General features: G+C 58.4%; 18 protein-coding genes. 5 read left to right on the forward strand and 13 right to left on the reverse strand.

All coding sequences use genetic code 11. The features are described 5' to 3' along the window. Positions 1 to 7: 7 nt before the first annotated feature. The 5 genes from PSV38_RS18055 to PSV38_RS18075 all read right to left on the reverse strand — a co-directional run bounded on the left by PSV38_RS18055 (position 8) and on the right by PSV38_RS18075 (position 6,423). Entirely contained in the window at positions 8 to 1,534 is a 1,527-nt protein-coding gene (locus PSV38_RS18055) for a TIGR03016 family PEP-CTERM system-associated outer membrane protein (protein ID WP_300549889.1), read from the reverse strand. After that, positions 1,515 to 2,447, reverse strand: coding sequence for an XrtA-associated tyrosine autokinase (locus PSV38_RS18060; RefSeq protein WP_300549891.1), 933 nt, complete (start codon positions 2,445 to 2,447; stop codon positions 1,515 to 1,517). The genes PSV38_RS18055 and PSV38_RS18060 overlap by 20 nt, the downstream gene beginning before the upstream one ends. A 7-nt stretch (positions 2,448 to 2,454) precedes the next feature. Continuing rightward, the gene (locus tag PSV38_RS18065; protein ID WP_300549894.1) at positions 2,455 to 4,014 is read right to left on the reverse strand and encodes an XrtA system polysaccharide chain length determinant; all 1,560 of its coding nucleotides are present in this window, start codon (positions 4,012 to 4,014) and stop codon (positions 2,455 to 2,457) included. A gap of 49 nt (positions 4,015 to 4,063) precedes the next feature. Further along, positions 4,064 to 4,648 (reverse strand): XrtA/PEP-CTERM system exopolysaccharide export protein, encoded by a 585-nt coding sequence (locus PSV38_RS18070; protein WP_300549896.1) that lies wholly within the window; start codon positions 4,646 to 4,648, stop codon positions 4,064 to 4,066. A 227-nt stretch (positions 4,649 to 4,875) separates the two neighbouring features. Then, complete coding sequence (locus PSV38_RS18075) at positions 4,876 to 6,423, reverse strand: oligosaccharide flippase family protein (RefSeq protein ID WP_300549898.1); 1,548 nt, start codon at positions 6,421 to 6,423, stop codon at positions 4,876 to 4,878. Positions 6,424 to 6,922: 499 nt separating this feature from the next. On the opposite strand from PSV38_RS18075, the gene PSV38_RS18080 reads away from it, so the two are divergent. Both PSV38_RS18080 and PSV38_RS18085 read left to right on the forward strand, forming a co-directional pair. Then, the gene (locus tag PSV38_RS18080; protein WP_300549901.1) at positions 6,923 to 7,759 is read left to right on the forward strand and encodes a hypothetical protein; all 837 of its coding nucleotides are present in this window, start codon (positions 6,923 to 6,925) and stop codon (positions 7,757 to 7,759) included. Continuing rightward, on the forward strand, positions 7,756 to 8,940 hold the full coding sequence (locus tag PSV38_RS18085) for a glycosyltransferase family 2 protein (protein WP_300549903.1): 1,185 nt from the start codon (positions 7,756 to 7,758) through the stop codon (positions 8,938 to 8,940). The genes PSV38_RS18080 and PSV38_RS18085 overlap by 4 nt, the downstream gene beginning before the upstream one ends. Here PSV38_RS18085 and PSV38_RS18090 read toward each other — a convergent pair. Beyond that, on the reverse strand, positions 8,917 to 10,065 hold the full coding sequence (locus PSV38_RS18090) for a glycosyltransferase (RefSeq protein WP_300549907.1): 1,149 nt from the start codon (positions 10,063 to 10,065) through the stop codon (positions 8,917 to 8,919). The genes PSV38_RS18085 and PSV38_RS18090 overlap by 24 nt on opposite strands. Beyond that, positions 10,062 to 11,312, reverse strand: a complete 1,251-nt coding sequence (locus tag PSV38_RS18095) for an acyltransferase (RefSeq protein ID WP_300549909.1) — start codon at positions 11,310 to 11,312, stop codon at positions 10,062 to 10,064. Before PSV38_RS18095 ends, PSV38_RS18090 begins: the two co-directional genes overlap by 4 nt. A 33-nt stretch (positions 11,313 to 11,345) precedes the next feature. On the opposite strand from PSV38_RS18095, the gene PSV38_RS18100 reads away from it, so the two are divergent. Next, positions 11,346 to 11,855 carry a hypothetical protein gene (locus PSV38_RS18100; protein WP_300549911.1) on the forward strand — a complete coding sequence of 170 codons (510 nt, stop codon included), beginning with the start codon at positions 11,346 to 11,348 and terminating at the stop codon, positions 11,853 to 11,855. Between the two features lie 7 nt (positions 11,856 to 11,862). Here the strand turns inward: PSV38_RS18100 and PSV38_RS18105 are convergent, their stop codons facing one another. Then, positions 11,863 to 13,221, reverse strand: coding sequence for an O-antigen ligase family protein (locus PSV38_RS18105; protein WP_300549914.1), 1,359 nt, complete (start codon positions 13,219 to 13,221; stop codon positions 11,863 to 11,865). A 406-nt stretch (positions 13,222 to 13,627) separates the two neighbouring features. Further along, positions 13,628 to 14,962, reverse strand: a complete 1,335-nt coding sequence (locus tag PSV38_RS18110; protein WP_300549917.1) for a hypothetical protein — start codon at positions 14,960 to 14,962, stop codon at positions 13,628 to 13,630. 577 nt (positions 14,963 to 15,539) lie between these two features. On the opposite strand from PSV38_RS18110, the gene PSV38_RS18115 reads away from it, so the two are divergent. Further along, positions 15,540 to 18,131, forward strand: a complete 2,592-nt coding sequence (locus tag PSV38_RS18115; protein ID WP_300549920.1) for a hypothetical protein — start codon at positions 15,540 to 15,542, stop codon at positions 18,129 to 18,131. Positions 18,132 to 18,194: 63 nt separating this feature from the next. On the opposite strand, the gene PSV38_RS18120 is transcribed toward PSV38_RS18115, so the two are convergent. The 4 genes from PSV38_RS18120 to PSV38_RS18135 form a co-directional block, all read right to left on the reverse strand. Continuing rightward, a complete protein-coding gene (locus PSV38_RS18120) occupies positions 18,195 to 19,370 on the reverse strand; it encodes a hypothetical protein (RefSeq protein ID WP_300549922.1) in 1,176 nt (391 codons plus the stop codon). Between the two features lie 17 nt (positions 19,371 to 19,387). After that, the gene (locus PSV38_RS18125; RefSeq protein WP_300549924.1) at positions 19,388 to 20,554 is read right to left on the reverse strand and encodes a glycosyltransferase; all 1,167 of its coding nucleotides are present in this window, start codon (positions 20,552 to 20,554) and stop codon (positions 19,388 to 19,390) included. Positions 20,555 to 20,655: 101 nt separating this feature from the next. Beyond that, positions 20,656 to 20,847 (reverse strand): hypothetical protein, encoded by a 192-nt coding sequence (locus PSV38_RS18130; protein WP_300549925.1) that lies wholly within the window; start codon positions 20,845 to 20,847, stop codon positions 20,656 to 20,658. Positions 20,848 to 20,978: 131 nt separating this feature from the next. Then, positions 20,979 to 22,787, reverse strand: coding sequence for a TolC family outer membrane protein (locus PSV38_RS18135; protein WP_300549928.1), 1,809 nt, complete (start codon positions 22,785 to 22,787; stop codon positions 20,979 to 20,981). Between the two features lie 390 nt (positions 22,788 to 23,177). Between PSV38_RS18135 and PSV38_RS18140 the strand changes: the two genes are divergently transcribed. Then, positions 23,178 to 23,738 carry a transglutaminase-like cysteine peptidase gene (locus PSV38_RS18140; protein WP_300549930.1) on the forward strand — a complete coding sequence of 187 codons (561 nt, stop codon included), beginning with the start codon at positions 23,178 to 23,180 and terminating at the stop codon, positions 23,736 to 23,738. The last annotated feature ends 12 nt before the right edge of the window (positions 23,739 to 23,750 follow it).

The following is a 23,750-nucleotide window of genomic DNA, read 5'->3' on the forward strand; positions in this document are numbered from 1 at the left end:
GTTGGCTTTAATAGCGGTAACCCAGGCCGACGTACATGGCTGATTCGTCGTTGGTGTTGATGTTCAACTGAGTGCCGCTGCTGGTTTGGTGGCGCAAACCAAATGTCGCTGTGGCTTGAGGAGACAAGCGCGTGCTGATATCGCTGTTCCAGGTAAGGCTGCGGAGACGGCCGATACTGTTGGGGTTGACGTTCGAGGTCAGGGTAGATTGCCCCCAGCGAACTCCTGCATTCAGGGAGGTGATCGGAGTCAGCCGACGGTTGAAGTTGAAGTCGACGTAGCGTTCCAGGCTTTGATCACCGATCGGAGGCAGGTTGTTCAGGGCCAGTGCTTTGGTCTTGTTCATGCCTCCGGCCAAGCTGACGGTATTTCGCCGACCCATCAGCACCAGTCGGCCTTGAAGTGTCTGCCGTAGTGTAGGGGTCAAGGAATAAGGATCCAGCAGCGCAGACATCTGGTCATTCAATCCGCGCTGGGCGATGGTCTTGTCGACCAGCTCCGAACGGCTTCGTTCGTCCGGATTGTTGGTGGTGAACATTCGGTCCAGCAGTCCCCGCAAGGTTTGATTGCCGGGGTTGCTCAGGGAGGAGGCATAGGTGCTAGCCTCTCGCTCCGAGAAGATATTCCAAGCGAAGAAGGGGGTGCGGTGGTTCCAATCGACCTTCCAGCCGGTGCCGAAGACGCGGCGCTCCAGTCGGGATTCCAGGGTTGCGCGTTCATTGGGCCTCCAAGCCAGCGTGATTCCGCGGATGGTTCCGCTTTGCTGGTCTTGCGTGCCCGGCTGACCTGGCCGAGGCGCGTGGATGGAATCGCGCCCCAGAGTCAGCCCCGGGTAAAGGCCCTCTGTCAGGGCATAGCTCGCGCCCGCTCGCACGGTGTTTTCCCGCAAGGCCGATGCCCGCAGGCCCGTCCATTCAAGCGACGTGCCCACCGGCACGGGTCGGCGCTCTAACCGAACGGCATGCCGCGTGAATTGAAGATCTTCTCTTGGCGAGCCAGCACTCGAGGTGTTTCGGCTGGATTGGACGAAGGATCGCTCAAGTTGGGCGTTGAGCTGAATGTCGGCGTCAAACGAATGGCGAATGTAAGGGATGAACCGCGTGAGGGTTGTGGTGTAGCCATCGGTTGCGCCTGCCACAGTGCTTTGGCGGGTCAGCACCGTGGCCGGTGTCTGGCTGGCTTGGACCGAGGCATTGAGGCCTCCCCATTGGTCCACGAGCACGGATTCAAGTGCCAGCTCGCCCTCAGGCAAGGTCTGATCGGGCTGGCTGTTACGCACATAGTGAATGTTGTTAACCCGGAGCCTGCCATCAACGCGAGAGCGGGCGCCCTCGTAGGAGCCACTCAACTCGGGTGAAGTGCTGATCACCAAGTCTTTTCTGGACGAATCACCTGCTGTTTGGGCATTGGTGGTCGCGGTGGCCGTGACGTTGATGCCAGGTTTAAGGTCCAGCTTCTGGCCTTGGGCATGAGGCAACCATGCGCACAGCATCAAGGCCAGGATGGAGCCAGACTCACGGCGCATAGTAGCCATATGCACGGTTGCCTTTAGGGCCGGTGTACTTGTTCAACATGGACATGACCACGGGGCATTCTTCCACGGTGGCGAAGGCTTGTTTGACGGTGTTGAGCGCGGTCTTGCCTGCTTCAACCACCATCAGCACTTGGCCCATGGAGGTGGCCAGCACACGTGATTCGGTGCTGGGCAACAGTGGTGGCGTGTCAAAGATGATGACCCGGTCTGGATAAGTGGTGGCCAGTTCTTCCAGCAATTTGTCCATCGCTGCGCTGGCCAGTAACTCAGTCGACCTGGAGCTTGAAGTTCCTGCTGGCAGTAGCGTCAGCTTGGGAATGTTGGTCTTGAGCAGAACCTCGGACAGGTCGGTTTCAGGGTGTATCAGCATGTCCAGCAATCCCTTGGAGGCTGAAACACCCATGCGTTCCAGGGCGGATGGGCGCACCACGTCCGCCTCCACCAGCAGCACGGTGTGGTCAAGTTCCATGGCAATGCTGACGGCCAGATTGATCGCTGTTTGTGTTTTGCCTTCCCCTGGCAAGGCACTGGTCACCATGATGATGTTCGCCCGCTTGGGGCGCGACGCCGTCTGGCCCCGCACGTTTTCCAGCAGCGGCCTCTTGATGATGCGGAATTCTTCTTCCAGTTGCGAGCGTGGATGACCCGGCACCAGCAGGCCGCAGCGGGTCATTTTCATCAAATCCAGCTCGATCATGCGCGACCTGCGCTCATCACCAGACGCTGTCACGTCAGCCTTGTGAGAGACAGGGCGGGGTGACGCAGAGGCTATTGAAACCGGTGGAGCCTTGTCGACCTTGGTTTCCGCCACGGTTGGCGCCGCCACTTGAACTTGAGGCGAAGCCTGGCCCACATCCACGCCAGCGCGGCGCAACTCTTCCAGTCGTTTGGCTGCTTGTTCAATGGTGTTCATGGTCGTATCAAGGCAGAAGTTGACGAGCCACGACCACGAGCCATGCCGCATGCAAGACAAAGAAGATGCCGACGTTCCAGTTGAACAAGCGATTACTCCGCTGCATGGCTTCGCTGATCGCTGGACTGACAACCAGCGAAACACTGCCAAGCACGGGGCGTCCAGAGATTTCTTTAAGCTGGCGACTGTCTTGCACCGTTGGAAAAAGCTGAGTCAAACCAAAGGCTGTGGCTGCGCCAGCGGCCAGCGCGGCGACGACGGCCAACAATGCGATGACCAAGCGACTCGGTTTAACGGGGCTTGGCTTGACCCGGGGGGGCTCGACCACGCGGAAATCTGCCACTTTGGTGGTCTGATCAATTTTCTCACCCAAGGAAGCTGATTCACGGCGTCCAACCAATTGCTCGTAGTTTTTGCGCACCACTTCGTAGTCACGGTTCAACTGAGCCAACTCGGCTTCAACTTGGGGCATTTGTCCGGCGAGTGCACGGGTGCGCGCTAACTGGGCGTTTTGCTCTCCAAGCTGTCCGCGCAAGGAGGCCGCCTTGGCTTCGGCTTCTGCCAATGCGACGCGGATGCGCTGGAATACTGGGCTGGTGGGGGCTGCGCGCAATCGGGTCCCCCCCTGCGCGCGCAGCCGAGCATCCAGCTCCGCTTTGCGCTGTTGTTCAAGTTGGCCAATGGTTCGCTTGGCGCTCACCACGTCGGGGTGCTCGTCGGTGTAGCGACGCATTAACTCATCCAGTTGGCGCTTTTGAACATCCAGGCGCACTTCGAGGTCTGTGCTTGGCGCGGTGGATGAGCCTCCATTGCCCAACAGCTCTGGCGGAATGGAGGGCTCTTCGGTGGACAATTCTCGGCGCAGTGCGTCTCGGGCTTGTTCGGCGGCACTGAGTTCCACGCGCAGCCTGCCTGTCTCGTCGGACAGGTTGGACATGCGAGCGAAGTAGTCTTGGTTGGACGTACCAGTCAAACCAAAATTACGCAGTTTGAAATCCTTGAGCTTGTTTTCAGACTCGCTGAGCTTGCTTTCGTAAGCGCGAATTTGCTCGTCCAAGAATTGACGCGCTTGCTCTGAATCCCGCCGCTTGTCGCCAACCCCGGCGCTCATGAACAGTGACACCAACTCCTCCACGAGGCGTTGAGCACGTTGGGGATTGATGTCCCGGTAGATGATCTCGTACAGGTTGTTGTTGCCGCTGGGGTTGACTTTGATGTCCTTCATCAAGCGATCAATCACTTTTTCCTGATCGCGCTCATTCAGGTTGTCCAGCCCAATTCGTGGCGAGCTCATCAGGCGTTCAATATTGGGGCGGCTGATGAGCGTGCGGGCCAGCATGCGCACTTGCTGATCCACATCGGGCTGAAACGCCAGGCCGGTCATCAATGGCTTGAGCACGGTTTCTGTGTCAACGTAAATGCGGGCGGACGCTTCGTAGCGATCTCGGATGATCAACACGCCCAACATCCCGGCGATCGCGATCAGCCATGCCATGGCTGCGCCGAGCCAGCGCCGCTGCCACATCGCATTCAATATCCCGGCGACTTGTCTAAGAAGGTCATCCATGCAAAAAGGGGTTTGACGCCAAGTCAGATGTCAAGGAGTACAAGTCTGCTCAGAACCAGCTTTGCGGGACGATGATGATGTCACCGGGTTTGATTTCCACGTTGGCAGAAATATCGCCACGTTTGATCAGATCCTTGAGTCGCAGGCTGTACTGTTTGCCCTGCTCTGATCCCCGCACGAGGACTGCACCATTGCCATCAGCAAAATCGGTCAGCCCACCGGCCTGGATCATGACGTCAAGCATGGTCATGTTTTGACGGAAGGGCACAGCCTGTGGGCGAGTGGCTTCGCCAACGATGCGAATCTGCTCAGTGGACACACCTTGAAAATTGCTAACGATGACCGTGACAACCGGCTCGCGGATGAACTTGGCCAGCGCCTTTTCGATGTCCCGAGACAAATCAGCAGGATTGCGGCCGGCGGCCTCAAGGTTTTCGACCAGGGGAAGCGAGATGCGACCGTCTGGGCGCACCGTGACCGAGGATGACAGGTCGGGATTGCGCCAAACCACGATGTTGAGCGTGTCGAGCGCGCCAATCTTGTAGAAGTGATCAGACTTGCTGGCCACCGCAGGCGCTGGTGGATAGCTGCTGAACGATGTGCATGCCGTCCCCGCCAGAACAAGGGCACTCATCAACGCGATGCGACAAAAAGAAGAAATTGCATTGTGACGAAAGACCATTGTCGTTACCCCGGAGAAGTCTGCTGTGGCGCAAGCATAGAGCCAAATTACATTCGGAAACGCAGCAATTGCATCACGATCCTCAGCTTAGGGGGATATGTGTCACGCAGGCGCGTCAAGTTGGTTTTATCACACCATCGCATGCTGAGCGCCTGTTCCCCCTAAATAAGGTGGTTCGGTCAGTTCAGTGATCCGGCCCAGCGTGTGAGCCAAGGGGTGATAGGACCGAATAACCGCGGTTTTTTGGCGGCAAGCATGAGTGCCATATCAGCATCCTTCGCTTTCCATGCTTTAAGAACAATGGTGCCACCCAGCAGGATGAATATATAGACGAATCCTATGCCGATTTGTGTCAGCACCGCAGGATGGTGGGGCATGAGGAGCCAGCAGGCCGTGCCTGCAATCATTGCGGCCAGGCACAAGCGCACGATGTGACTGATGGGGAAGGTGACATTCAGCGATTTCCTGATCCAAATGGCCGTGACTAAAAAAATAATCACCCGGGTGCTCGCGTGAGATACCAATGCGCCGGTTAATCCGAATTTTGGGACCAGTACAAAAGCTGCGATGGCGCTGATCAATACCGACAACGTGGCAATACCTGCTCGCAATTTTTGGTTGTCGGTGGTGGACATCAATGCGCCAAATGCCCCTTCCGGTAAAGTCAGTCCGCCCACAACGACCATGACCTGCAGCACTGGGGTCACAGCCTGGTATTGGCTGCCGTAAAGAATGGCAATGCCAGGCTCTGACCAAATCAAACCCGCCCCGCCTATGATCAAGCCAAAGAATAAGAAATATCGGATTGAATCGCTCAAAATGGTGTTGACCTTTTCGCTGCCGCCTGCACCATAGGCGTGTGCCATGATGGGCATCAGCATGGCCGTCAGTGATGAGGACAGCAGGTCGATGCCGCCTCGGGTCAGGGTGGTTGCGATGGTGAAGTAGCCCACCTCTTTGGCGCCCACCTGGGTGCCCAGTAAAAAGGTCTCGATGGTTTTGTTGCTGAGGGTGGCGACTGCCACCAAAACAACGGTCCAGGCGATGTGGGGTTTGATGTGTTGGATCAGGTCGGGAGGGCATGGTGTGTAGTCGGGGCTGATGCCGTTTTTTCGCATCAACCACCAAACCATGCATATATGCAGGAAGCTGACCGCGCCAAAGAAAATGGCGTAGTCGTTCAGGTCGGCCTTGCCCAGTGCGAGCAGGCCCACGCCTGCGGCATAAACCAAACTCATGACCGTGTTGGTCAGGGCCTCAACGGAAAACTTCTTATGGCCTTTGGCGATAGAGACATCAAACAGATAGGCGGCCTTGGATGCCACGCCAATGATCAAAATGGACAGCAACAATGTTCGATGGTGTTCCCATCCCGCCATTGGAAGCCACCATGATGCAATCGTGAATACCAACAATATCAGCAAAGTGCTGATTTGCTGCCATTTATTCAACCAGCCGTGTATTTGGCGGGCGATTTGCTGCTGACCACGTCCGAGGTATTCAGAGACGAATCGAATCCCGGAAATGCCCAAGCCGTGATTGCAAAATACCACGAGTAAACCTGACATCCAGATGAGGTAGGAGTACCTTCCGTAGTCTTCGGGGCCCAGGCTGCGGGCGATGATTGTGCTGACAACTAAGCCCATCACCGTTGTCACATAAGTGGCAGCCGTTATGAGCAATGCATCACGGAGAGATGCTAGGCGTCCTGATGCGGGGGCGGTCACAGGCGGTGTACGATGGTCTCGTTGCATCGCCTGGGCGACATGCCCGAGGCTTTTACTCGAAGGGGTAGTGTAACATCATGAACTGTTGTTCACCTTGCTACATACTGTCAGTTTGGTCTGTTGGCGATGTGTGTCGGATGTTCAAATATTTTTCGCACCCATGACGTCTTTCCTACTTTTGATTTTGATGGTCGGCGTTGCGGCGGTCGCTTTCCTGGCCTGGGAAGTCCGAAAAAAAAATACGCTTGTTTGGTTGCCCAGCTACTTTAAGCAAGATTGGAAAGCGCCAGTTGAGCCGGGTGTGACCAGGCATCTGATGTTCTGCTTTGTTGATCACTACGAGCCAATGTGGCTCAAACCAACTTACGAGGTGGAGTGTGCTCGGGTCGCACGCTGGAGGCAAGACTACCCAAAACTGTGTGCCGACCACAGAGACGCGGACGGTCGAGCCCCCGTGCACAGCTTCTTTTATCCCGAAGAAGAGTATCGGCCTGAGCACATGCGTGCCTTGGTTGAGTTGTGCCAGTTGGGCTTGGGTGAGATTGAAATCCACCTTCACCATGACCAGGACACGGAAGCCGCTTTGCGAGAAAAGCTGTCGCGCTTCACCGAGTTGCTGGCTCGCGACCATGGCGCCTTGCCCAGAAACACGGTGACCGGGCAGCCGATGTGGTCCTTCATCCACGGCAATTGGGCGCTGGACAACAGCCATCCCCAGGGCCACCACTGCGGGGTCAACAACGAGTTGCTCATCTTGCGCGAAGAAGGATGTTACGCAGACTTCACCTTGCCTTCGGCGCCAGACCCCTGCCAGACCAGCACCATCAACAAAATCTACTACGCCATTGATGACCCGCACCGCCCGAAGTCGCACGACAAGGGCCCTCGCGTGCGTGTGGGGGGGCAGCCGGTTGGAGACCTGATGATCATTCAGGGACCATTGGGTTTCATGGCGGGGAATCGTAAATTCGGGATCATTCCCAGGATCGAGAGTTCGGATGTGCGCACAAGCTGCCCACCGAAACTGGACCGAATCGATGATTGGGTGAGCACTGGCATCCACGTGGAGGGGCGTCCCGAATGGATTTTCGTCAAGGTTCACACCCACGGCACACAAGAGCGTGACATGGACACCTTGCTGGGTGAACCCATGGACAAGGCCTTCACCCACCTTGAAACGCGTTACAACGATGGCAAGGCCTGGAAGCTCCATTACGTCAGCGCGCGTGAGATGTACAACATTGTCAAAGCGGCAGAAGGGGGGTTGGTTGGTGATCCCGGCCTGTACCGAGATTACATCGTGCCCCGACCAAGTTACGTGCCCGAGGCGGTATGAGCGTACTTGAGTGGGTGGTGGCTGCCAGTCTGGGGCTGGTCTTCTATTCGTATGCGCTTTATCCTTTGATTTTGGCCTTGGTGGCCATGGTGGTGCAGTTGCGAAGGGATGCGCGGTATGTGTCCTCCAAACAAGATCGTCGTGTGCCCGCCCAAGCTCGCATGCTTCCTGCCGTGGCGGTGATCATCTCGGCTTACAACGAACAAATGCATTTGCGGCAGCGCATCGACAATCTGCTCACGATGAACTACCCGCCAGAGTTGCTGAGGTGTTACATCGGGTCCGATGGCAGCAGTGATGCCACCGCCAGCATTCTGGCGGCGTGCACCGATCGGCGCATTCAGGCTTGTGTGTACGACGTCAATCGGGGCAAAGCCAGTGTTCTGAATGACCTGGTCGCGCAAGCGTCAGCCCCCATTCTGGTTTTCTCTGACGCCAACACGTTCTTTCATCCTGACGCGATCACAGTCCTGGTCAAGCATTTCGATCAAGCCGATGTGGGTGGGGTGAGCGGTGAGCTTCGCTTGAAAGGCAGTGGGGGCGACAACCAGGACAGCGTGTACTGGCGCCTCGAGCAATTTCTGAAATTTTTCGAAGGGCGCATCAATGGGCTGTTGGGCGCGAATGGTGCCATTTATGCCATTCGGCGCAACCTTTGGCAGCCTTTGCCGCCAGACACCATTTGCGATGACTTTTGTGTGGCCATGAATGTGTCGGCATCAGGGCATCGCCTGGTGTACGAGCCTGCGGCCTGGGCAGAGGAAGACACCCCACAAGCCATTGCTGAAGAGTACAACCGGCGTTTGCGCATAGGCATTGGCAACTTCCAAGCCTTGGTCCGGCATCCCGAGTACATCACCCGCACTTCTCTGGGCACATCCTTCGCCTATTTGTCGCACAAGGTGCTTCGCTGGACGGCGCCGCACTTGCTGTTGCTGGGATTGGTGGCATCGGCCATCCTGGCGACGCAATCCATCGGCTGGTTGAGCCTCACGTTGCTGCAGCTGGCTGCTTATGGAGCGGCCATGTGTTTGTATCAGCTGACGCAGCGCCAGGTGGTGCTGCCTTCATTGCTCCGGATGGCGGCGTTTCTGTATGCGCTCAATTGGGCGTTCATGGTTGCTTCTTGGCGCTTTGCCCGAGGCAATTACCGCGGCTCATGGCGCCGAACCGAGCGCTGAGCGGTAAAACCGGTCGTACGCTAGATGCAGGGCTTTGGCCGAGGCGTGTTCGAGCACCCAACGACGTGCGGTTTCACCCAGGCGGGCTCTGAGCGACGAGTCCTCCAGCAGCCGCAGTAGGGCGGCTTGCGTGGCAGGCGCATCGTCGCTGGCAACCAGAAGGCCGCTGTGGTCGTTTTTGATGATTTCGGGATTGCCTCCGACAGATGAGGCCAAGACGGCCAAGCCTGTGGCGCAGGCTTCCAGCAGCGCGATGGACAGGCCCTCCGTCAACGATGGCAAGGCAAAAACATCAAACGCCGGCAGCAAGTCGGCAACGTCGGAGCGTTGGCCGGTGATCAGCAGGTGCTTGGACACGCCCAGTTGAGCCGCCTGTTCATTCAACGCTTCGTGCAGTTCACCGTACCCCACGATGACCAGCTTCAGGTTGGGGTGGGCCTGGATCAAGGCGGGCAAAAGCCCGATCAGCAGCCGGTGATTCTTCAAGCCCACCAGCCGCCCGACACAGCCCAGCACCAGGTCGCTGGATGCTAGTCCAAGCAGGGTGCGGGCTTTCGCCCGGCGGTCGGGGGTGGGTGTGAACCGCTCAACAGGGATGCCATTGAGCACCATGTCGGCGCGCGTTTTAGGCACCATGCCTGACTGAATATAGCGGTCATAAACTTGCTGACCCACCATGGCCACCCGTGCGGTGCGTTTGAGTGAGCATTCGAACAGGAACTTCAATCGCTTGTGGCTCAGGCGTGTGCCCATGTCGTGGCACGTGTTCACCAGTTTGGGGGCACGCCGCCAGGCCAGTAGTGACAATGCCGAGTAGTAATTCGGAACGAAATTGTGCGCGTGCACGATGTCGGCTTTCATGTTGAAAGCTTCTTGGCGCAATGCCTTGAGCACGGACCAATCCAGGGTGCCGCTTTTGTTGCCGATGTGAACAGGGATGCCGACCGCCTGCAGTTCACTGGCAAAACCAGTGGTGTGATTGATGCTGAAAACCGCGACCTGGTGGCCATGTTGCTGTTGGGTGATGGCCAGATCGGTGACAACGCGCTCAAGACCGCCGAATTCGAGTGAATCGACGACATGCATGATGCGCAGGGGCGGAGTTGATGCGTTGGCGCTGCTCATGCGATGCGTTCTTTGAGCTTCAGAAAGGGGCGCTCCACCAAACGATGCGACAAAATGGCAGCCCCAAAAGCCAATGCGATGTTTTGGGGGAATGACGCAACCCAGTGCGTCGACTGGAAATTCAGGAATGGTTGCTGCCAAAGGTAGAGCGAATAACTCAACACCCCAATTTTGACCAGGAAGCGGGTATTGAGGATTTGACTCACCGCGCTGGTGGGATGCCTGACCAAGTGCTGCAGGATCAAGGCAATGCCAATGTTGGCGATGGTTTGACCAATCAAATAAGCGGCAGGTCGCGATGCATAGGCCAGCCCGTACCCTAACGCAACACACATCAGGCCAATTGGAATGGCTGGCCAGCGTGTCAGGCTGATAAACCAGCGCCATTCTCCCAGTTTGTTATGCAGCATGGCGGCCAAGCAGCCTGTGGCCAATGCGTCTGCGACGGCCTGGAACTCCCGACTTAAACGGATTTCAGGGCCATCGCTGTAAAGAATCATCAAAAGCCGGAAGCATGGCGCAAGGGCCAGCATCAGGAGGCCCGCCCACACGGCCCGCCGGGTTCCCAGCAAGAACATCGTGAACGGCCATATCAGGTAAAACTGCTCTTCGACGGACAGTGACCACAGGTGATTGAAATACCAGTTGTAGTCGTGCTGGTAGTTGGCGGTAAAGGTCAGGGCATGGGCCAGGTCAGGGAGCGCCGATGCTGCATTGGTGCGCGACGTGAGGTGGAAGGTCAGGTCGATGATCCCTGACATGTACAACAACCACATGATGGCGATGTAGCAAAAAGCCGCGGGCAGGATGCGCAGACTGCGTCGGATGTAAAAAAGCTTGAGGCGGATCTGCCCATGCTTTTCAATGTCACGCAACATCAAGGTCGTGATCAGGAAGCCGGACACAATGAAGAAAAACCGCACGCCGACGTTGCCCAACGAGGTAAACGAGGGGCGATCAAGCCAGAGTGGGGCGCCGTTGGTGGCGGCCATGTGCCCAAACAGCACCAGGCAGATCGACAGGGCTCTGAGGCCATCCAGGGATGGAATGTGCGCGGGCAGTCTGGGTGCTTTGATGGGATCCATTGAAATGAACGTGTACTTCGCGCTGGAGGTATGGCGGCGTGGCGTCGCTATTGGTAGCCTGAGTGCAGGCAATTGCCCGGATGTTAGACTGGCTTGGGCATAAATCGGCGATGCTGATCGGGAATTTGTCTGAACACTTTGGTTTCTGTCATTTGAATTCATGCCCTCCAATCAATCCGTTTGTCGTGGTCGAGAATGAAACTGATTGATGATTTGCGGGCCAAGCAGCGCCTTTATTCACAATACGGGCCATCATGCTCGATGGTGAAAGTTGTTCTGGCTGATGGAACGTTGGCCAATGCCTTGTTTCGTTTACAGGAGTGGCTGACCGGCTTGGGGTTGGCCCCATTGGCGCTGGTGCCGCATTGCTTGAATAAATGGATCAATGGTTGTGTGATCGGAACCAAGGCCAGTTTCGGGCCAGGATTCGTGCTGATTCACCCTATCGGGGTGGTCATCAATTCCAGCGTCCGCGGTGGTCGCGATGTATGGCTGGAAAGCGGCGTGGTCATTGGCGACAACCGTGGGCAGTCACCCCGGTTGGGCAATGGCGTCTTCGTTGGCTCGGGCGCCAAGATCATCGGGGGCCTGACGATCGGCGACGATGTCCGCATTGGGGCGAACGCTGTGGTGACCAAGGACGTGGATGCCGGAGTCACCGCCGTTGGTATCCCGGCCCGGGCGCTCAGCAAGCGCCCCTCATGACGCCCGGCTAAATGCTCTTGCCGACGGTCGCAGTCTTGACAATGACGATCACGTAAATAAGCACAATACTCAGGACCTCGATGCTGAGCGTCGCCTTGACCCAGGTGATGGGGCCTGGCAACGGTTGTTTTGCGTGAGAGCCCCCTGGTGATTTTTCGGCGCAGTAGGCGACGCAGATGCAGAAGCCCAGCAACAGGTAGAGCAGCGAGTCAAAGGCCTTGGATAAGAAAAATGCGCAGGTCAAAAAGCCCATCAAGCCTGCTCGCAGCATCATGGCTAGCGTTCGCTCATCGGAGCCAATAGCCGAGATTTCAATGGCGCGCGCTAAGCCCTTGTAGACCACGACAATCAGTCCCAGCCAAATGAAATACCCAATGAGGCCGGTTTCGGCAAAACACAATACAAACGAGTTGTGCGCCGTGTAGTAATGATGGTCTGTGAAGGCGCCATGCCCCACGCCAAACAGGGGGTGACTGGACAGCATGCGCATGCCTTCACTCCACGCATCGATGCGGCCACCGGCGGATTCTTCATTGGCGGTATAGGCGCGGCCACCCGTCAAGTTGACCGCCATGGCCCCAGCGCCCCCGATGACCATCAAGGTCGCGGTTTTCATGGTCCCCAATAGGCTTCTGACGCCGAAGAACATCAGGGAGGCGACGCCGAGCAATGCGCCGCGAGAATGGGTCAGGTAGATCGTGTAGAAGCACATGCCCATGGGGATGGCGACCGTGAACAGGTTCTTGATCCTGCTGCCTTTGGTGTACAGCCCGAACAAAAGCGGCACGGCCACCACCAGCGCTTGGCCAAAATCATTCGGGTCGCCGAGCAAACCCACGCTTCGAACTCGCCACAAATACTGCGGGGAGGTTTCATCGGCAGGAATGGCATTTTCAATCACCTCGGCGGGCGCCATGTCGTCGAGTTCGATGTTTTGTCGAAGCACCAGCTTGTCGACCATGAAGCCTGTGTGATACGAATAGGCCCCTGCTGCGGCCAAAATGGTCATGCTGTAGGCAAATACCTTGCAGCTTGTTTTCAACCGGTCAATGTTCTGCACATTGGCGACGGTGGAAAAAATCATGAACAAGGACAAGGAGAAGTCACTGAGGGACTCCAGAGCGCCTCCCATCCAGCCATTGGCGATGCGAGACAGCGGCAGTGCCAGCATGATCGCGAAGAACAGTTTGATGTGAATGGGGCGCGAAGCAATCGTTTTCGATTGCATCACGCTGACGGTCGACGTGAGGAGCGTCAACGCGCTCAGGATCACCATCGGACGGAGCACGGCCAGTTCAGGTGCAAACAGCTCGAATGGTCGAAGGAAGCTCAGCGCAAAAAAGAGCAAGTACAGGCGAAAGCTCATTTTGGTGATCCGATGTTCATGGCGCTGGGCAAAGCGTGGCTATCACGACTCTATGGCCGCGCCACTTTGTGAGATGTGCCATGTGGCATGGGTGTTCCGGAATGAAGTTTTCGTTCGGCCAGTCGGGCGGCTCGATGACGAGCAAGTGCGCTCTGTGTAGTCGCCCATTTTTGGACGGAGTGCACCAATGCCGTGGTGAGGATTCGGGTTCGTGGGAACGAGGTGGGGCGGGCGGCAAGCTGGGCACGATGGCTGGGCGGACCGCTTCAGGTTGCCGGTGTCAGTCGAAGTGACTGTCGTGGTAGGACGGGCGTGCCCCGATTCAAGCGTTGGCGCAATGTAGCATAGGCTTTTGCGCTGTCTGGCCATGCTTTGGCAGGCGCCAGAGGCGCCCGCTTTGGGCCTCCTACCAGGAGGCCGCCATGGAGTCCTTGTTGAACTTGGCGTTCTGGGTGATGGCGTTCAGGCTCACGAATTCCAGCTTGTCCAGGGTGATTCCCTGCTGCAGTTGTGAATAGGTGTTGGAGCTCCACTTCACGCTGGGCTCCCCTTGTACGTAGAAGCTGGAGCCGTTGTCGGCAATGTACAGTCCGTACCGCTTCATGGCTGTCGCCACCGCTTTGGCCTGTGTGTTCCAGGTCGAGGGAATCACAAAATCAGAGCGCAGCCGAAGCAGGGCCCCAAAAGGGATGCCGCCAGTTGCCAGTTGCCCCGCGGCATGCCGACCTGGCCACACGTAGCCATTGGTGGCGCGAATGCTGGCCATGACGCTTCCGGGCAGTGTGACGCGAAGTGCATGCTTGATCTCGCCAGCGCTGGCTTCATCGGCACGCACCAGGAGCGGGAGGATGGGCAGCCCGGCGGCATCGCCGGATCCCCATGTTTCTGGGCGCATTTCAAGCGAGTTCAGGTTCCATGCTGCTGAAGCGTAGCTGTGCCACTGCCCGTTGAATTTGTAGGTGTAGTAGCTTTCCCACAAGCGACAGGAGCCGGTTTCCAGAACCACGGCATGGCTGTCGGTGGTGAACTGATTGGCAGCGTTGCTCCCGCCTTCGATCTTGATGGTGGCGTCGGGTGGGAAGGGGAAACGGCGCTGAGTCGCTGCCACGCTGCCGCAATTGCGTTGCAGCTTGAAGGAGGCCCCGTTGGGCACGGCGCAATCACTTTCGTCGGGAACGCCCGCGCCGTTGCCATCCCGAGGGTCCGTGATGTCGTACGAGATCAATGGCCAACTCGTGCTGCTGAACGAGCCGTCTACGGTGTTGTAGGGGATGCCGTAGTAGTCGGAGGCGGTGGGGTCTTCATTCATGCCCCAATCCAGGTGCATGCGTGGGTTGCCGAGTTTGCTCTGCATGGAGGCCTTCCACGCCGTATTTTGGGGGTGGGCAGGGAACTTGGCAGTGTCATCAACGCGGGTGTTGAAAATCGCATTGGCCGGAAAGATGGTGCAACCAGCGATCACTGGGCTGCTGGCGGTCGTTGTGGCCGTCGTGCCCGTTGTGGCGGTGCCAGTGGTGGTGGTGCCAGTGGTGGTGGTGCCAGTGGTGGCGGTACCAGTGGTGGCGGTACCAGTGGTGGCGGTACCAGTGGTGGCGGTACCGCTGCTGGTGGCAGGCGGTGTCACCGTTGTGGCGGGCGGCACGGTGGTGGTGGTTGTCCCACCGCCGCCGCAGGCGGTCAGAGTGGCCATCAGTGACAGGCTGATCAGGTGGCTGTGGGGATATTTACTGGAGGAGTTCACGTTTAATTCAATCCACGCATTTGCACTACAAAATTGCCTTCTGCCGACGTCGACGACAACCGTTGAAAGCAGCATGGTTGGAAGGTTAGCGGCAAGGTCTTTCAGTCACTGGGCAAGTTGTAAGTGAATACAAAAAAAAGCTTTTTAAAGAAACATCTAAAAGTGTGAAATAAGTCAACCCCTGATATGGGGGGTTGTCCGGTTTAGCGGGGGAGGCTGTGTCGTTTGTGCCGATCTCTGGTGTTTCCGTGTGCCTGACGTTGTTACAAATTGGCGCATTATCCGCAACATGGGGCTGCCGAGGCTAAGCATGATGCATTCGTTGTTTGGGAAAAATCGCTTTCATCAAGCGGTTAGGGTTCTTGCAAACGGTCGGTTGGTTACATGAGCAGATGGTCGCATTCGATGTAGCGGCTACAGTGCTGGCCAAGTCGGTCGAAGAATTTGGAAGAGCTGGGCCGTGTTGGGTCATCCCAAGTTTGGACATGTTGCTCGCAATGCGAGTCTGGCTTGGCGCATCCAGTTATGTGCAGTAGAGGTATCAATGCTTATTTCTCGTCAATTTCTTTTCGCCGCAGTGACCTCCGCCATGTTGGCCGCCTGCGGCGGCGGTGGTACTTCAGGCACTGAAACCCCGACCACCAGTGGTTCGGGGACCGTGGTTCCCCCATCGGGCACGAGTTCCACCGGCTCTTCCACAGGCGGAACGACAACGACGCCGACCAGCCCCACGGCGCCTGTGCCCGCGGCCACTGTCACAATCACGGTTCAACCTGCCAATGTCAGCACTTCTGCTGGTGGCGATGCGTCGTTCAGCGTCACTGCATCTTCTACCGACACCCTGAGCTACCAGTGGCTGCGCAATGGGGTCGCCATTGCGGGGGCAACAGCTTCCTCTTTCGTGGCCAAGGCTGTGCAGTCCGCTGACAGCGGCGCCAAGTTCTCGGTGGTTGTCAAAGGCTCTGTGACCAATGTCACCAGCTCGCAAGCAATTTTGAGCGTGACGATGGCATCGGCCACGTCATATCCCGTCATGTTTGTGACCAGCGTGCCTGCATTTGGCTTTGCCAACCAGTTGAACACGTTTGGCAACCATGGCAGTGGTGTCACTGATGCCATTGCCGGTGGCGATTTGTATGTTCGCTATACCGATGGCACTTTGCGCAACCTGACCAAGGAAGCTGGCTGGGGCGTTGACTCTGGCGGTATCCAAGGTGGTGCCAAGGCCATTTCCGTGCGCCAGCCTTCGATGCACTGGGATGGCAAGAAAGCTCTTTTCTCCATGATGGTGGGCGGAGCTACTGCTCGCTACCAGGCGCCTGCCAGAAATTGGCAAATGTACGAAGTGACCGGCTTGGGCAAGGGCGAGAAGGTGGTCATCACCAAGGTGGCCAACCAGCCCGCCACATACAACAACATCTCGCCGATCTATGGCAGCGACGACAGCGTCCTGTTTATTTCCGATGCCCCATTGTTTGGCATGACCGCGACTTACCCGCAATTGGACGAGTACGAGGCCATTGCCACCAACACTGGTGTCTGGAAGCTGAATGTATCAAGCGGCAAAATTACGCAACTTGAGCACTCCCCCAGTGGCGTCTTTGACCTGTTCTTGGACAGCTATGGTCGTGTCTTGTTCACCAAGTGGGACCACTTGAAGCGTGACCAGGAAGCGGACATCGATCGCTACCTCGGTGGCGTGTACGGCACCATTGACTACGAGTCGGAAACCTCCACGAAGACCAAGACCTATCCCCGCAGGGACGCCAGTGGCAAGCTCATCGCCGACACGAAGGGCGTTCTCTACGACGTGTTCCCCGAGGCCCGCCATGCCCAGGATCCGACGCGCGACCCCAATGAGCCGCTGCATGACTACAACCAGTTCTTCCTCTGGCAGGTCAATGAGGACGGCTCTGAAGAAGAAACCATCAACCACGTAGGTCGTCATGAGTTTGGGGGCACTTACAACACCGGGGTGTTTCTCAATGACCCGAATTTGAGCGATGCCTTCCCGAGTTTTGGTGCCAACGTCAGCATGCGCGGCACGTTCAGGCCTGATGCCGGTATGTTCCAGATGCGTGAAGACATCAACCGCCCTGGTACTTATCTTGGCACCTATTCGATGGAATTTGCCCGTCAAACCTCTGGCCGCATTGTCGAATTCTCGATGCCGCCCGGCAAGAGTCCTGAGGAGGTGGCGGTCACTGACTACACCAATGCCACACTTGACGCGGACCCCTACGGTTCTGCCGCGCCCTTGGCCACCATGACCGGTCACTACCGCAACCCCCTGCGCCTCACGGATGACAGCATTCTGGTCACCCATACGGCTGAATACCGTTTGAACAACACCAGCAATCCATATCGGTTCCAGTTGAAGAAGTTGGTGCCCAATCCTTTTGGCAAGGACATGATTGCAGGTCCCTCCCTGACTGGTGGCATTGTCAAGAACATCCTCTACTGGACCGACGAGGCCACACCCCGCCAGTACCTGGGACCCCTGAACGAGCACGATGCCATCGAAGTTCGCTCGCGTCCTCGCCCTGTGTCTCGCACCATGACCGTGGCTGACGTCGAAAAGAAAGTGCTCACGGAAGAAGGTGTGAGTGAGACTGAATTGCGCGCTTGGCTGCAGAGCAAGAATCTGGCGCTGATCGTGACTCGCAATGTGACCCTGCGTGACCGCGCTGATGTGAGCCAGCCTTATAACTTGCGTGTGCCTGGTGGTGTTCAGAATGTGCCGAAGTCCGGCACGGTCTATGACATCGCTGGTTTGCAGATCTTCCAAGGCGATTTGACGCGTGGGTATGGCAATGGCGCCGGCAAGGGGCGCCGTGTTTATGCCAGACCCGTTCACAACAGCACGGTTCACACGGATGTGGAGTCTTGGTACCCCACGGGCACCCAAGCTGCCACCGTGCAGATTGGCAAGGATGGATCCACGGCGGCTTTCGTGCCTGCTGGCCGTGCACTGAGCTGGCAGCTGACCAGTCCCACGGGCAAGCCGGTGGTGCGTGAGCGGGTTTGGGTGAGTTTTGCGCCCGGTGAAATCCGCACCTGCGCCAGCTGCCACGGTATCAACAAGCAGACGCTCAATGGATTGACCGAGCCGAAGAATCCACCGGAAGCGTTGCGTGATCTGATGCGCACCTGGAAAACGCGCAAATAATCCGAGTTCCCTGGATGCAATGGCGGCCCGAAGGGCCGCCATTTTTACTTCTGAGTGCTGAAATCAGTATCGCAATGACACCAGCGTCAAGTTGACCACCGTCCAGGCGATCAATGATTTGGTCATGTTGACCAGCTTCGCAGGTTGGTCCAACGCGAATGCGAAGATGGACAGGGCGAGCGGCCAAATGTAAAAGTCCACATACTTGATGTAGAAAACGTTGCTGATGGCCAGGGTGGCGGACAAGCCCAACAATGTCAGCGTTGTCATGGGATCTTCGCGGAGGGAGGGCACGCACAAAGTCAATGTCAAGGACAGGATGAGGGGGCTGCTGAGGCACCAGCCCCATTGCTTGGCATCCATTTTGTCCAGGATTGAAAAGATGAATCCACCACGGTCGAAGTGGATGGATCCGTTGTAAACAATCAGGCAGATTGGGAGCAGGATCAGCCAGTACCGCAGAAGGGTTCCCCAGCTGGCCCGGGCAGGCCGCATGTTCCAGTTGAACAGTGCCAAGCCCATCATGGCGAAGGAGGCCAGGAAAGTTCGGCCACTGATGGCCATGTGGTCCTGGAATTTTGGCGGGGTGAGGCCATGCCAATGGTGGATCAGTGCCACCAGCATCACCCCAGCCACGGCCATTTTCAAGGCCAGGTTCTTGAATCGACCTTGTTGCAGATCCCAGAGCCCCAGGCCCCCGAGAATGGCAATGGCGGTTTGGCGGCTGGATACCGACAGCGCTGACAGCACCGATGCCGTGGCGACAAAACCTTGGGTGTGCAGCCACAGCGCCAGGAAGATCAAAAGCGTGGCCAAGGTTTCGGGGTGACCCCACAGCGCGGGGCCCAATTGAAATGGCGAAAAGTAAAACGCGCTGGCCAATAGCCATGGCCATGCCGTGGCGCCCAGTCGGCGATACCCCAACCACCAGACCAATCCGGTGGACATGACGTGCAACAACAAGGTGCTGATTCGGACTGAGTCAGGCCCCATGGGCGTGGTGCCCATGAGCGCGTAATAAAGTGGGCCGGAGGCCGTGTTCATCTCGCGCAGGAACACAAAGAAATCCAGCGTGCGGAACTGTTCGATGGTGGGGTAGTGATACCTGGTGAAATCGATCCGCGCCCCGAACGAGGGGTTGTACTCAAGCTTGCAGAACAGCACCCCCAGTGCCAGGCAGCCGATCAGGAACAGGGCGGCCATGATCCGTTGGCGGCCAGGCAGTGCGGGTGTGTTCATGCTGAGTTTGAATGATGTCAGGGACGGTTCGCGAGCACTTGCTCGCACACGGCCAGTGTTTCGGTGGCAACGTCGTCCCAGGTGCGGGTCATGGCTTTTGAGATGGCCGATCGGTTCCAGGTGTGGTGCAGGGCTTGCTCGAGCCCTTGCTCCAGGGCGGCTGTGTTCTTGGCGGGCACCAGCACGCCATTGCTGTCGTTGATGATTTCGGGGATGCCGCCAACCCGTGTGGCCACGACCGGGCAGCCGCAAGCCAGGGCCTCGACCAGCACATTGGGGTAGCCCTCTGACCAACTGGGCAGCACCACGAGTTCTGCGTTGCTCATCCATTCGGCGACTTGTTGCGGCAGCAATCCCCCGGTGAGGGTGACTTTGTCGCTCAAGCCGCGCTGCTGAGCCGTGGCCTGGAGTTCTTCCCGCAGTGCGCCTTCGCCGATCAGGGTGAGTCGAACACCGGGATCGCGTTGAGCCAGGCGTTCGAAGGCGTCGATCAATTCACGCAAGCCCTTGGCTTCGATCAGGCGGCCGACGTAAACCATGAGGCGGTGTTGATCATTCAAGCCGTGCAGCGCACGCAAGGGGCCGCGAGGTCTGGGATAGAACACCGTGGTGTTGAAGCCGTTGACAATGGTGTGGACTTTTTGCCCAGGCACCTGGTAGTGCTGAACGGTGAATCGGGTCATGGCATCACTGACGGTGATGACCGCGTCGGCTTCACGCAGGGTGTTGCCTGTCAGGCGTGCACTCAGGCCGGAGCGGACATGGATGTCGGTGCCCAGTGCTCCGATCACGATCGGACAATGGAGCTGTCGAGCTGCTTGGAGGGCGCCGGCTCCTTCGGGGTAGACCCAGTAGCCGATGACGATGTCGGGCGCGAATGCGCGTAGCTTGGGCAACAGGCTGCGGCCACAGGCCCAGCCATTGGTCAGGCGTGACAGCACAGGCAGGGCCGGGTAGGTGCCCGCTTGCACGTCGATGCCCGGCAAGGTGAAGTCGGGCCCCACGGGTGGAGGCGCCGGGCTTCTGGGCCGCAGGCCTGGAATCGATGGGTATTGGGTCTGTTGCAAGAAGACCCGAACCGTGGCGTGTCGGGACAGCGCCTGCGCCGTTTCGTAGATGAAGCGCCCCCGGGTCTTGTCATCTGGCACAGGCAAGATCGGCGTGACCACCGCAATTCGTGTCATGTGTGTTGTTCAGTGATTGAGCAGCCCGACGCAGGCGCCATTCCGTGCCAATTGTCTCAGCTTGTGGGGGCTGGGTGCGCTTTAAGCGCAGCGCCGCTCAATCAACCGCGTAGGCGCAACAGCAAATCGTCGGTTTCCTGGCTGGCTTCGCGCTGGGCGTTTTCGTCGGTGAGGAAGGACAGCTCCTGCAGCGACAGGCTCAGGTTCACCAGGCCATCGCGCAGATTGAACAGGGCCGCCTGCATGTCGAGGAGCTTTAACCTCATTTGTTCAGAGCGTTCTTCGTCATGCATTGCCGTACTCCTGCCCCCGAGACCATCACAACTTCAAGCGGGCCACGGGGCGGCCTGTGTGCTTGACGGCCTCACTTTACCCGCTGGTATTTCAGCGGGCTAGTGCCTATTCGCGGGGGGAGGGGCGTTGGTCAGCGGTTGCTTTCGTTGACGATCACCCATTGACCATCGATCAGCTTCCAGGTCAGCGCTTTGAAGCTGCTGTCTTTGAAGTTTTGCGATGTGTAGTTCTGGGTGAAGCTGGTGACCACGGCATCACCTCGGGCTTCGGCCTTGACTTGGGTCAGTTGGACCTCGATGGGGCCGGGCTTGCTGAGCAGGCGGCGGCGCTCATTGATCCATTTGGCAGAGGTGGAGCGCGCGGGAGCGAAGTCCTTGGCGTAGACGCCCATGTAGCGGTCGATGTCCTTGGTGGCCCAGGCGGAAGCCCAGCCGCGCAGGCGTTCGGTCACCGTGGGGACGGCCGCGATGGCGGGCGAGGATGCCGTGCTGGCTGCCACGGGGGCGGCATTGGCCACGGCCGGGCCGCTCAACTTTCGGGCACGGTTGTTCAGTTCTTCGCGGTTGATGGTGGGGGCATCAATGCTGATGGCCGGGCAGCGCTGGGCAGCGTCTTCCGCCGCCTGCCAGTTCTGACCGCGCTCGTTGGCGGTGTCCGCGCTGGGGTTCAGGCCCAGGTTAGCCGTCAGCGAGTTCTTGGCTGCGTGCGTGCGGGCAAAAGCAAGGTGCAGGTCGGCTTCGGCATTCACATAAGCGCGCTTGGCGGTGTAGAGCTCGTTCTCAGAGTTCAGCAAGTCCAGCAGGCTGCGTTGGCCAATGTCGAATTGTTGGCGGTAGGCGTCGCGGGCCTTCTCGATGGCCAGCACATTGCGGTCCAGGGCGGTCAGCTGATCCTTCAGCTTCTGGATGTCGTTGTGGGCGATGGAGGCGGTCTGGCGCACGTCGCGGCAAGCCTTGTCGCGTTGGTCGGCGGCCTGGTTGACCAGGTTGGCCAACTGGCGGGCACGGGCCTGGTCTGAGCCTCCGTTGTAGAGGTTCCAGGACATCAGGATCTCGGCGGAGGTGTCGCGCTTTTGGGTTTCGATGCCATCGAAGTTCTTGCCGACACCGCTGCGCACGCGGGCTTCCACCTTGGGCTGGTAGTTGCTTTTCTGGCCGGAGGCCTGGGCTTTGGCGGCGCGCAGGTTTTCAACGGCAGCTTCCACCGTGGCGCTGCCCATCACGGCCTGGTTGGTGGTGTCGTCGCTGCTGCTTGAAATGCCTTTGTCCAGGCCTTGGGCAGCAGCCTGGTTGCTGGCGGGGGCTTCACCCACGACGCGCAGATAGCGGGCGCTGACATCGTGCAGGTTGGCGGCTTCGGTGGTGAGGTTGGAGTCGGCCAGGGCCAGGCGGGCGTTGGCTTGCTCCGAGTCCACGCCTCGGCCCACGCCAGCCTTGACCTTGGACTGCAGTTGGTCTTGCACGTAGCGGTGCTGCACGTAGTTGTCCTGGGCCAGTTCCACCAGCTTGCGGTAGCGCTGCACGTCGATGTAGGCGCGGGAGGCTTCCAGGGCGGCCTCTTCGGTGGCGGACAGGAACTCGAAGTAGCGGGTGAGCTTGGCATGCCCCAGCCGTTCGACTTCACGGCGGGTTTGCAAGCCGTCCCACAGCACCTGGTTGGCACTCAAGGCCACGCCATTGCGGTTGAGGCTTTGTGATTCGGGGTTGCGGTTGGTGAGGCGGTCGCTGTCGCGGCCCACGCTGGCCGATAGATCCACGCGGGGCAGGTAGCCGCCTCGGGCAACGCTGATCTCGTCGGTGGCGGCGCGCAGGGCATTCAAGCGTGCGGTGACCTCAGGGTTGCTGTCGATGGCTTTCTGGGCCGCCGCGCTCAAGCCCGCATTGGGCGCGGTCTGCGCCTGGGCGGCCAGCGCGAACGCGGCCAAAGCAATGGCGGTCATGCCATGTTGAAAAGTCGCAATTTTCAAATCTGACCTCGTTCCTGGGTTGTGGCTGCGAAAGCTATGCGCAAAGCGGATTGATTTTGTCATCAATTGTTACATCACCGTTCGACGATTTCGGTGATTTCGCGCCCGAATTGGCCCTGCGAGGGTCCAAGCATCAAGTTTAGGCGGGGTCGGTCGATTCAGTGAGGTGACTGTTTGCGACCTTGACCCCCGACTGAGCCCCATGGAATGAGCCTGGCCCGTGCCACATTGAGATTGCCCTTGAAGGGAGGCCGGCCAGGGCAAGGCTTCGGAAACCCGTTCGGGATTTGGCTGGCGCGCTTGATGATCTTGGGCAGCTTGCTGCTTGGGCATGTCGGCAGCGCATTTGAGTCTCAGAGGATCATGGCTGCGGCGCAACGCTTGGGTCCGTCCACCGCCGTCCAGGCGCAGGCCTTGATCCAGGAGGTTGCCGAAGCAACTTCCAGCGACGAGGCCAGCCGCCTCAGCCGCCTCAATTCATTTTTCAACCGGCGTGTGGCGTACCGGGACGACCGCGACGTTTGGGGGCAGGTTGACTACTGGGCCACGCCGCTTGAAATGTTGAGCAGGGGCGCTGGCGATTGCGAGGACTACGCCATTGGCAAGTACTTGTCCCTGATCGCGGCGGGCGTGTCTCCGGCGAAGATGCGGCTGGTGTATGTGCGGGCCGAGGTGGGCGGGGCGATCCTGGCCCACATGGTGCTGGCTTATTATCCTGAGCCCCTGGCCGAGCCTTTGATCCTGGACAACCTGATCACGGACATCCGGCCCGCGTCCAGGAGGCCAGATTTGGCACCTGTTTTCAGCTTCAACGCCGAAGGTTTGTGGCAAGGTGTGGGCAGTACCACGGCTGGGGATCCGGTGGCACGTCTTTCGCGCTGGCGGGAGGTGTTGACCAAGACACGGTCGGAGGGTTGGTGGTGATGTCTATGACAA

Origin of the sequence: Aquabacterium sp., from assembly GCF_029946005.1 — a bacterium.
Taxonomy (GTDB): domain Bacteria; phylum Pseudomonadota; class Gammaproteobacteria; order Burkholderiales; family Burkholderiaceae_C; genus Aquabacterium.

What these genes read in the sequence shown, in the direction of transcription:
- PSV38_RS18085 (WP_300549903.1), top strand. Translation starts at nt 7,756, where the DNA reads ATGAGCGTACTTGAGTGGGTGGTGGCTGCCAGTCTGGGGCTGGTCTTC.
- PSV38_RS18125 (WP_300549924.1), bottom strand. Translation starts at nt 20,554, where the DNA reads ATGACACGAATTGCGGTGGTCACGCCGATCTTGCCTGTGCCAGATGAC.
- PSV38_RS18065 (WP_300549894.1), bottom strand. Translation starts at nt 4,014, where the DNA reads ATGGATGACCTTCTTAGACAAGTCGCCGGGATATTGAATGCGATGTGG.
- PSV38_RS18135 (WP_300549928.1), bottom strand. Translation starts at nt 22,787, where the DNA reads ATGACCGCCATTGCTTTGGCCGCGTTCGCGCTGGCCGCCCAGGCGCAG.
- PSV38_RS18140 (WP_300549930.1), top strand. Translation starts at nt 23,178, where the DNA reads ATGGCTGCGGCGCAACGCTTGGGTCCGTCCACCGCCGTCCAGGCGCAG.
- PSV38_RS18130 (WP_300549925.1), bottom strand. Translation starts at nt 20,847, where the DNA reads ATGCATGACGAAGAACGCTCTGAACAAATGAGGTTAAAGCTCCTCGAC.
- PSV38_RS18120 (WP_300549922.1), bottom strand. Translation starts at nt 19,370, where the DNA reads ATGAACACACCCGCACTGCCTGGCCGCCAACGGATCATGGCCGCCCTG.
- PSV38_RS18060 (WP_300549891.1), bottom strand. Translation starts at nt 2,447, where the DNA reads ATGAACACCATTGAACAAGCAGCCAAACGACTGGAAGAGTTGCGCCGC.
- PSV38_RS18080 (WP_300549901.1), top strand. Translation starts at nt 6,923, where the DNA reads ATGCGTGCCTTGGTTGAGTTGTGCCAGTTGGGCTTGGGTGAGATTGAA.
- PSV38_RS18095 (WP_300549909.1), bottom strand. Translation starts at nt 11,312, where the DNA reads ATGAATTCAAATGACAGAAACCAAAGTGTTCAGACAAATTCCCGATCA.
- PSV38_RS18100 (WP_300549911.1), top strand. Translation starts at nt 11,346, where the DNA reads ATGAAACTGATTGATGATTTGCGGGCCAAGCAGCGCCTTTATTCACAA.
- PSV38_RS18070 (WP_300549896.1), bottom strand. Translation starts at nt 4,648, where the DNA reads ATGAGTGCCCTTGTTCTGGCGGGGACGGCATGCACATCGTTCAGCAGC.
- PSV38_RS18055 (WP_300549889.1), bottom strand. Translation starts at nt 1,534, where the DNA reads ATGGCTACTATGCGCCGTGAGTCTGGCTCCATCCTGGCCTTGATGCTG.
- PSV38_RS18090 (WP_300549907.1), bottom strand. Translation starts at nt 10,065, where the DNA reads ATGAGCAGCGCCAACGCATCAACTCCGCCCCTGCGCATCATGCATGTC.
- PSV38_RS18105 (WP_300549914.1), bottom strand. Translation starts at nt 13,221, where the DNA reads ATGAGCTTTCGCCTGTACTTGCTCTTTTTTGCGCTGAGCTTCCTTCGA.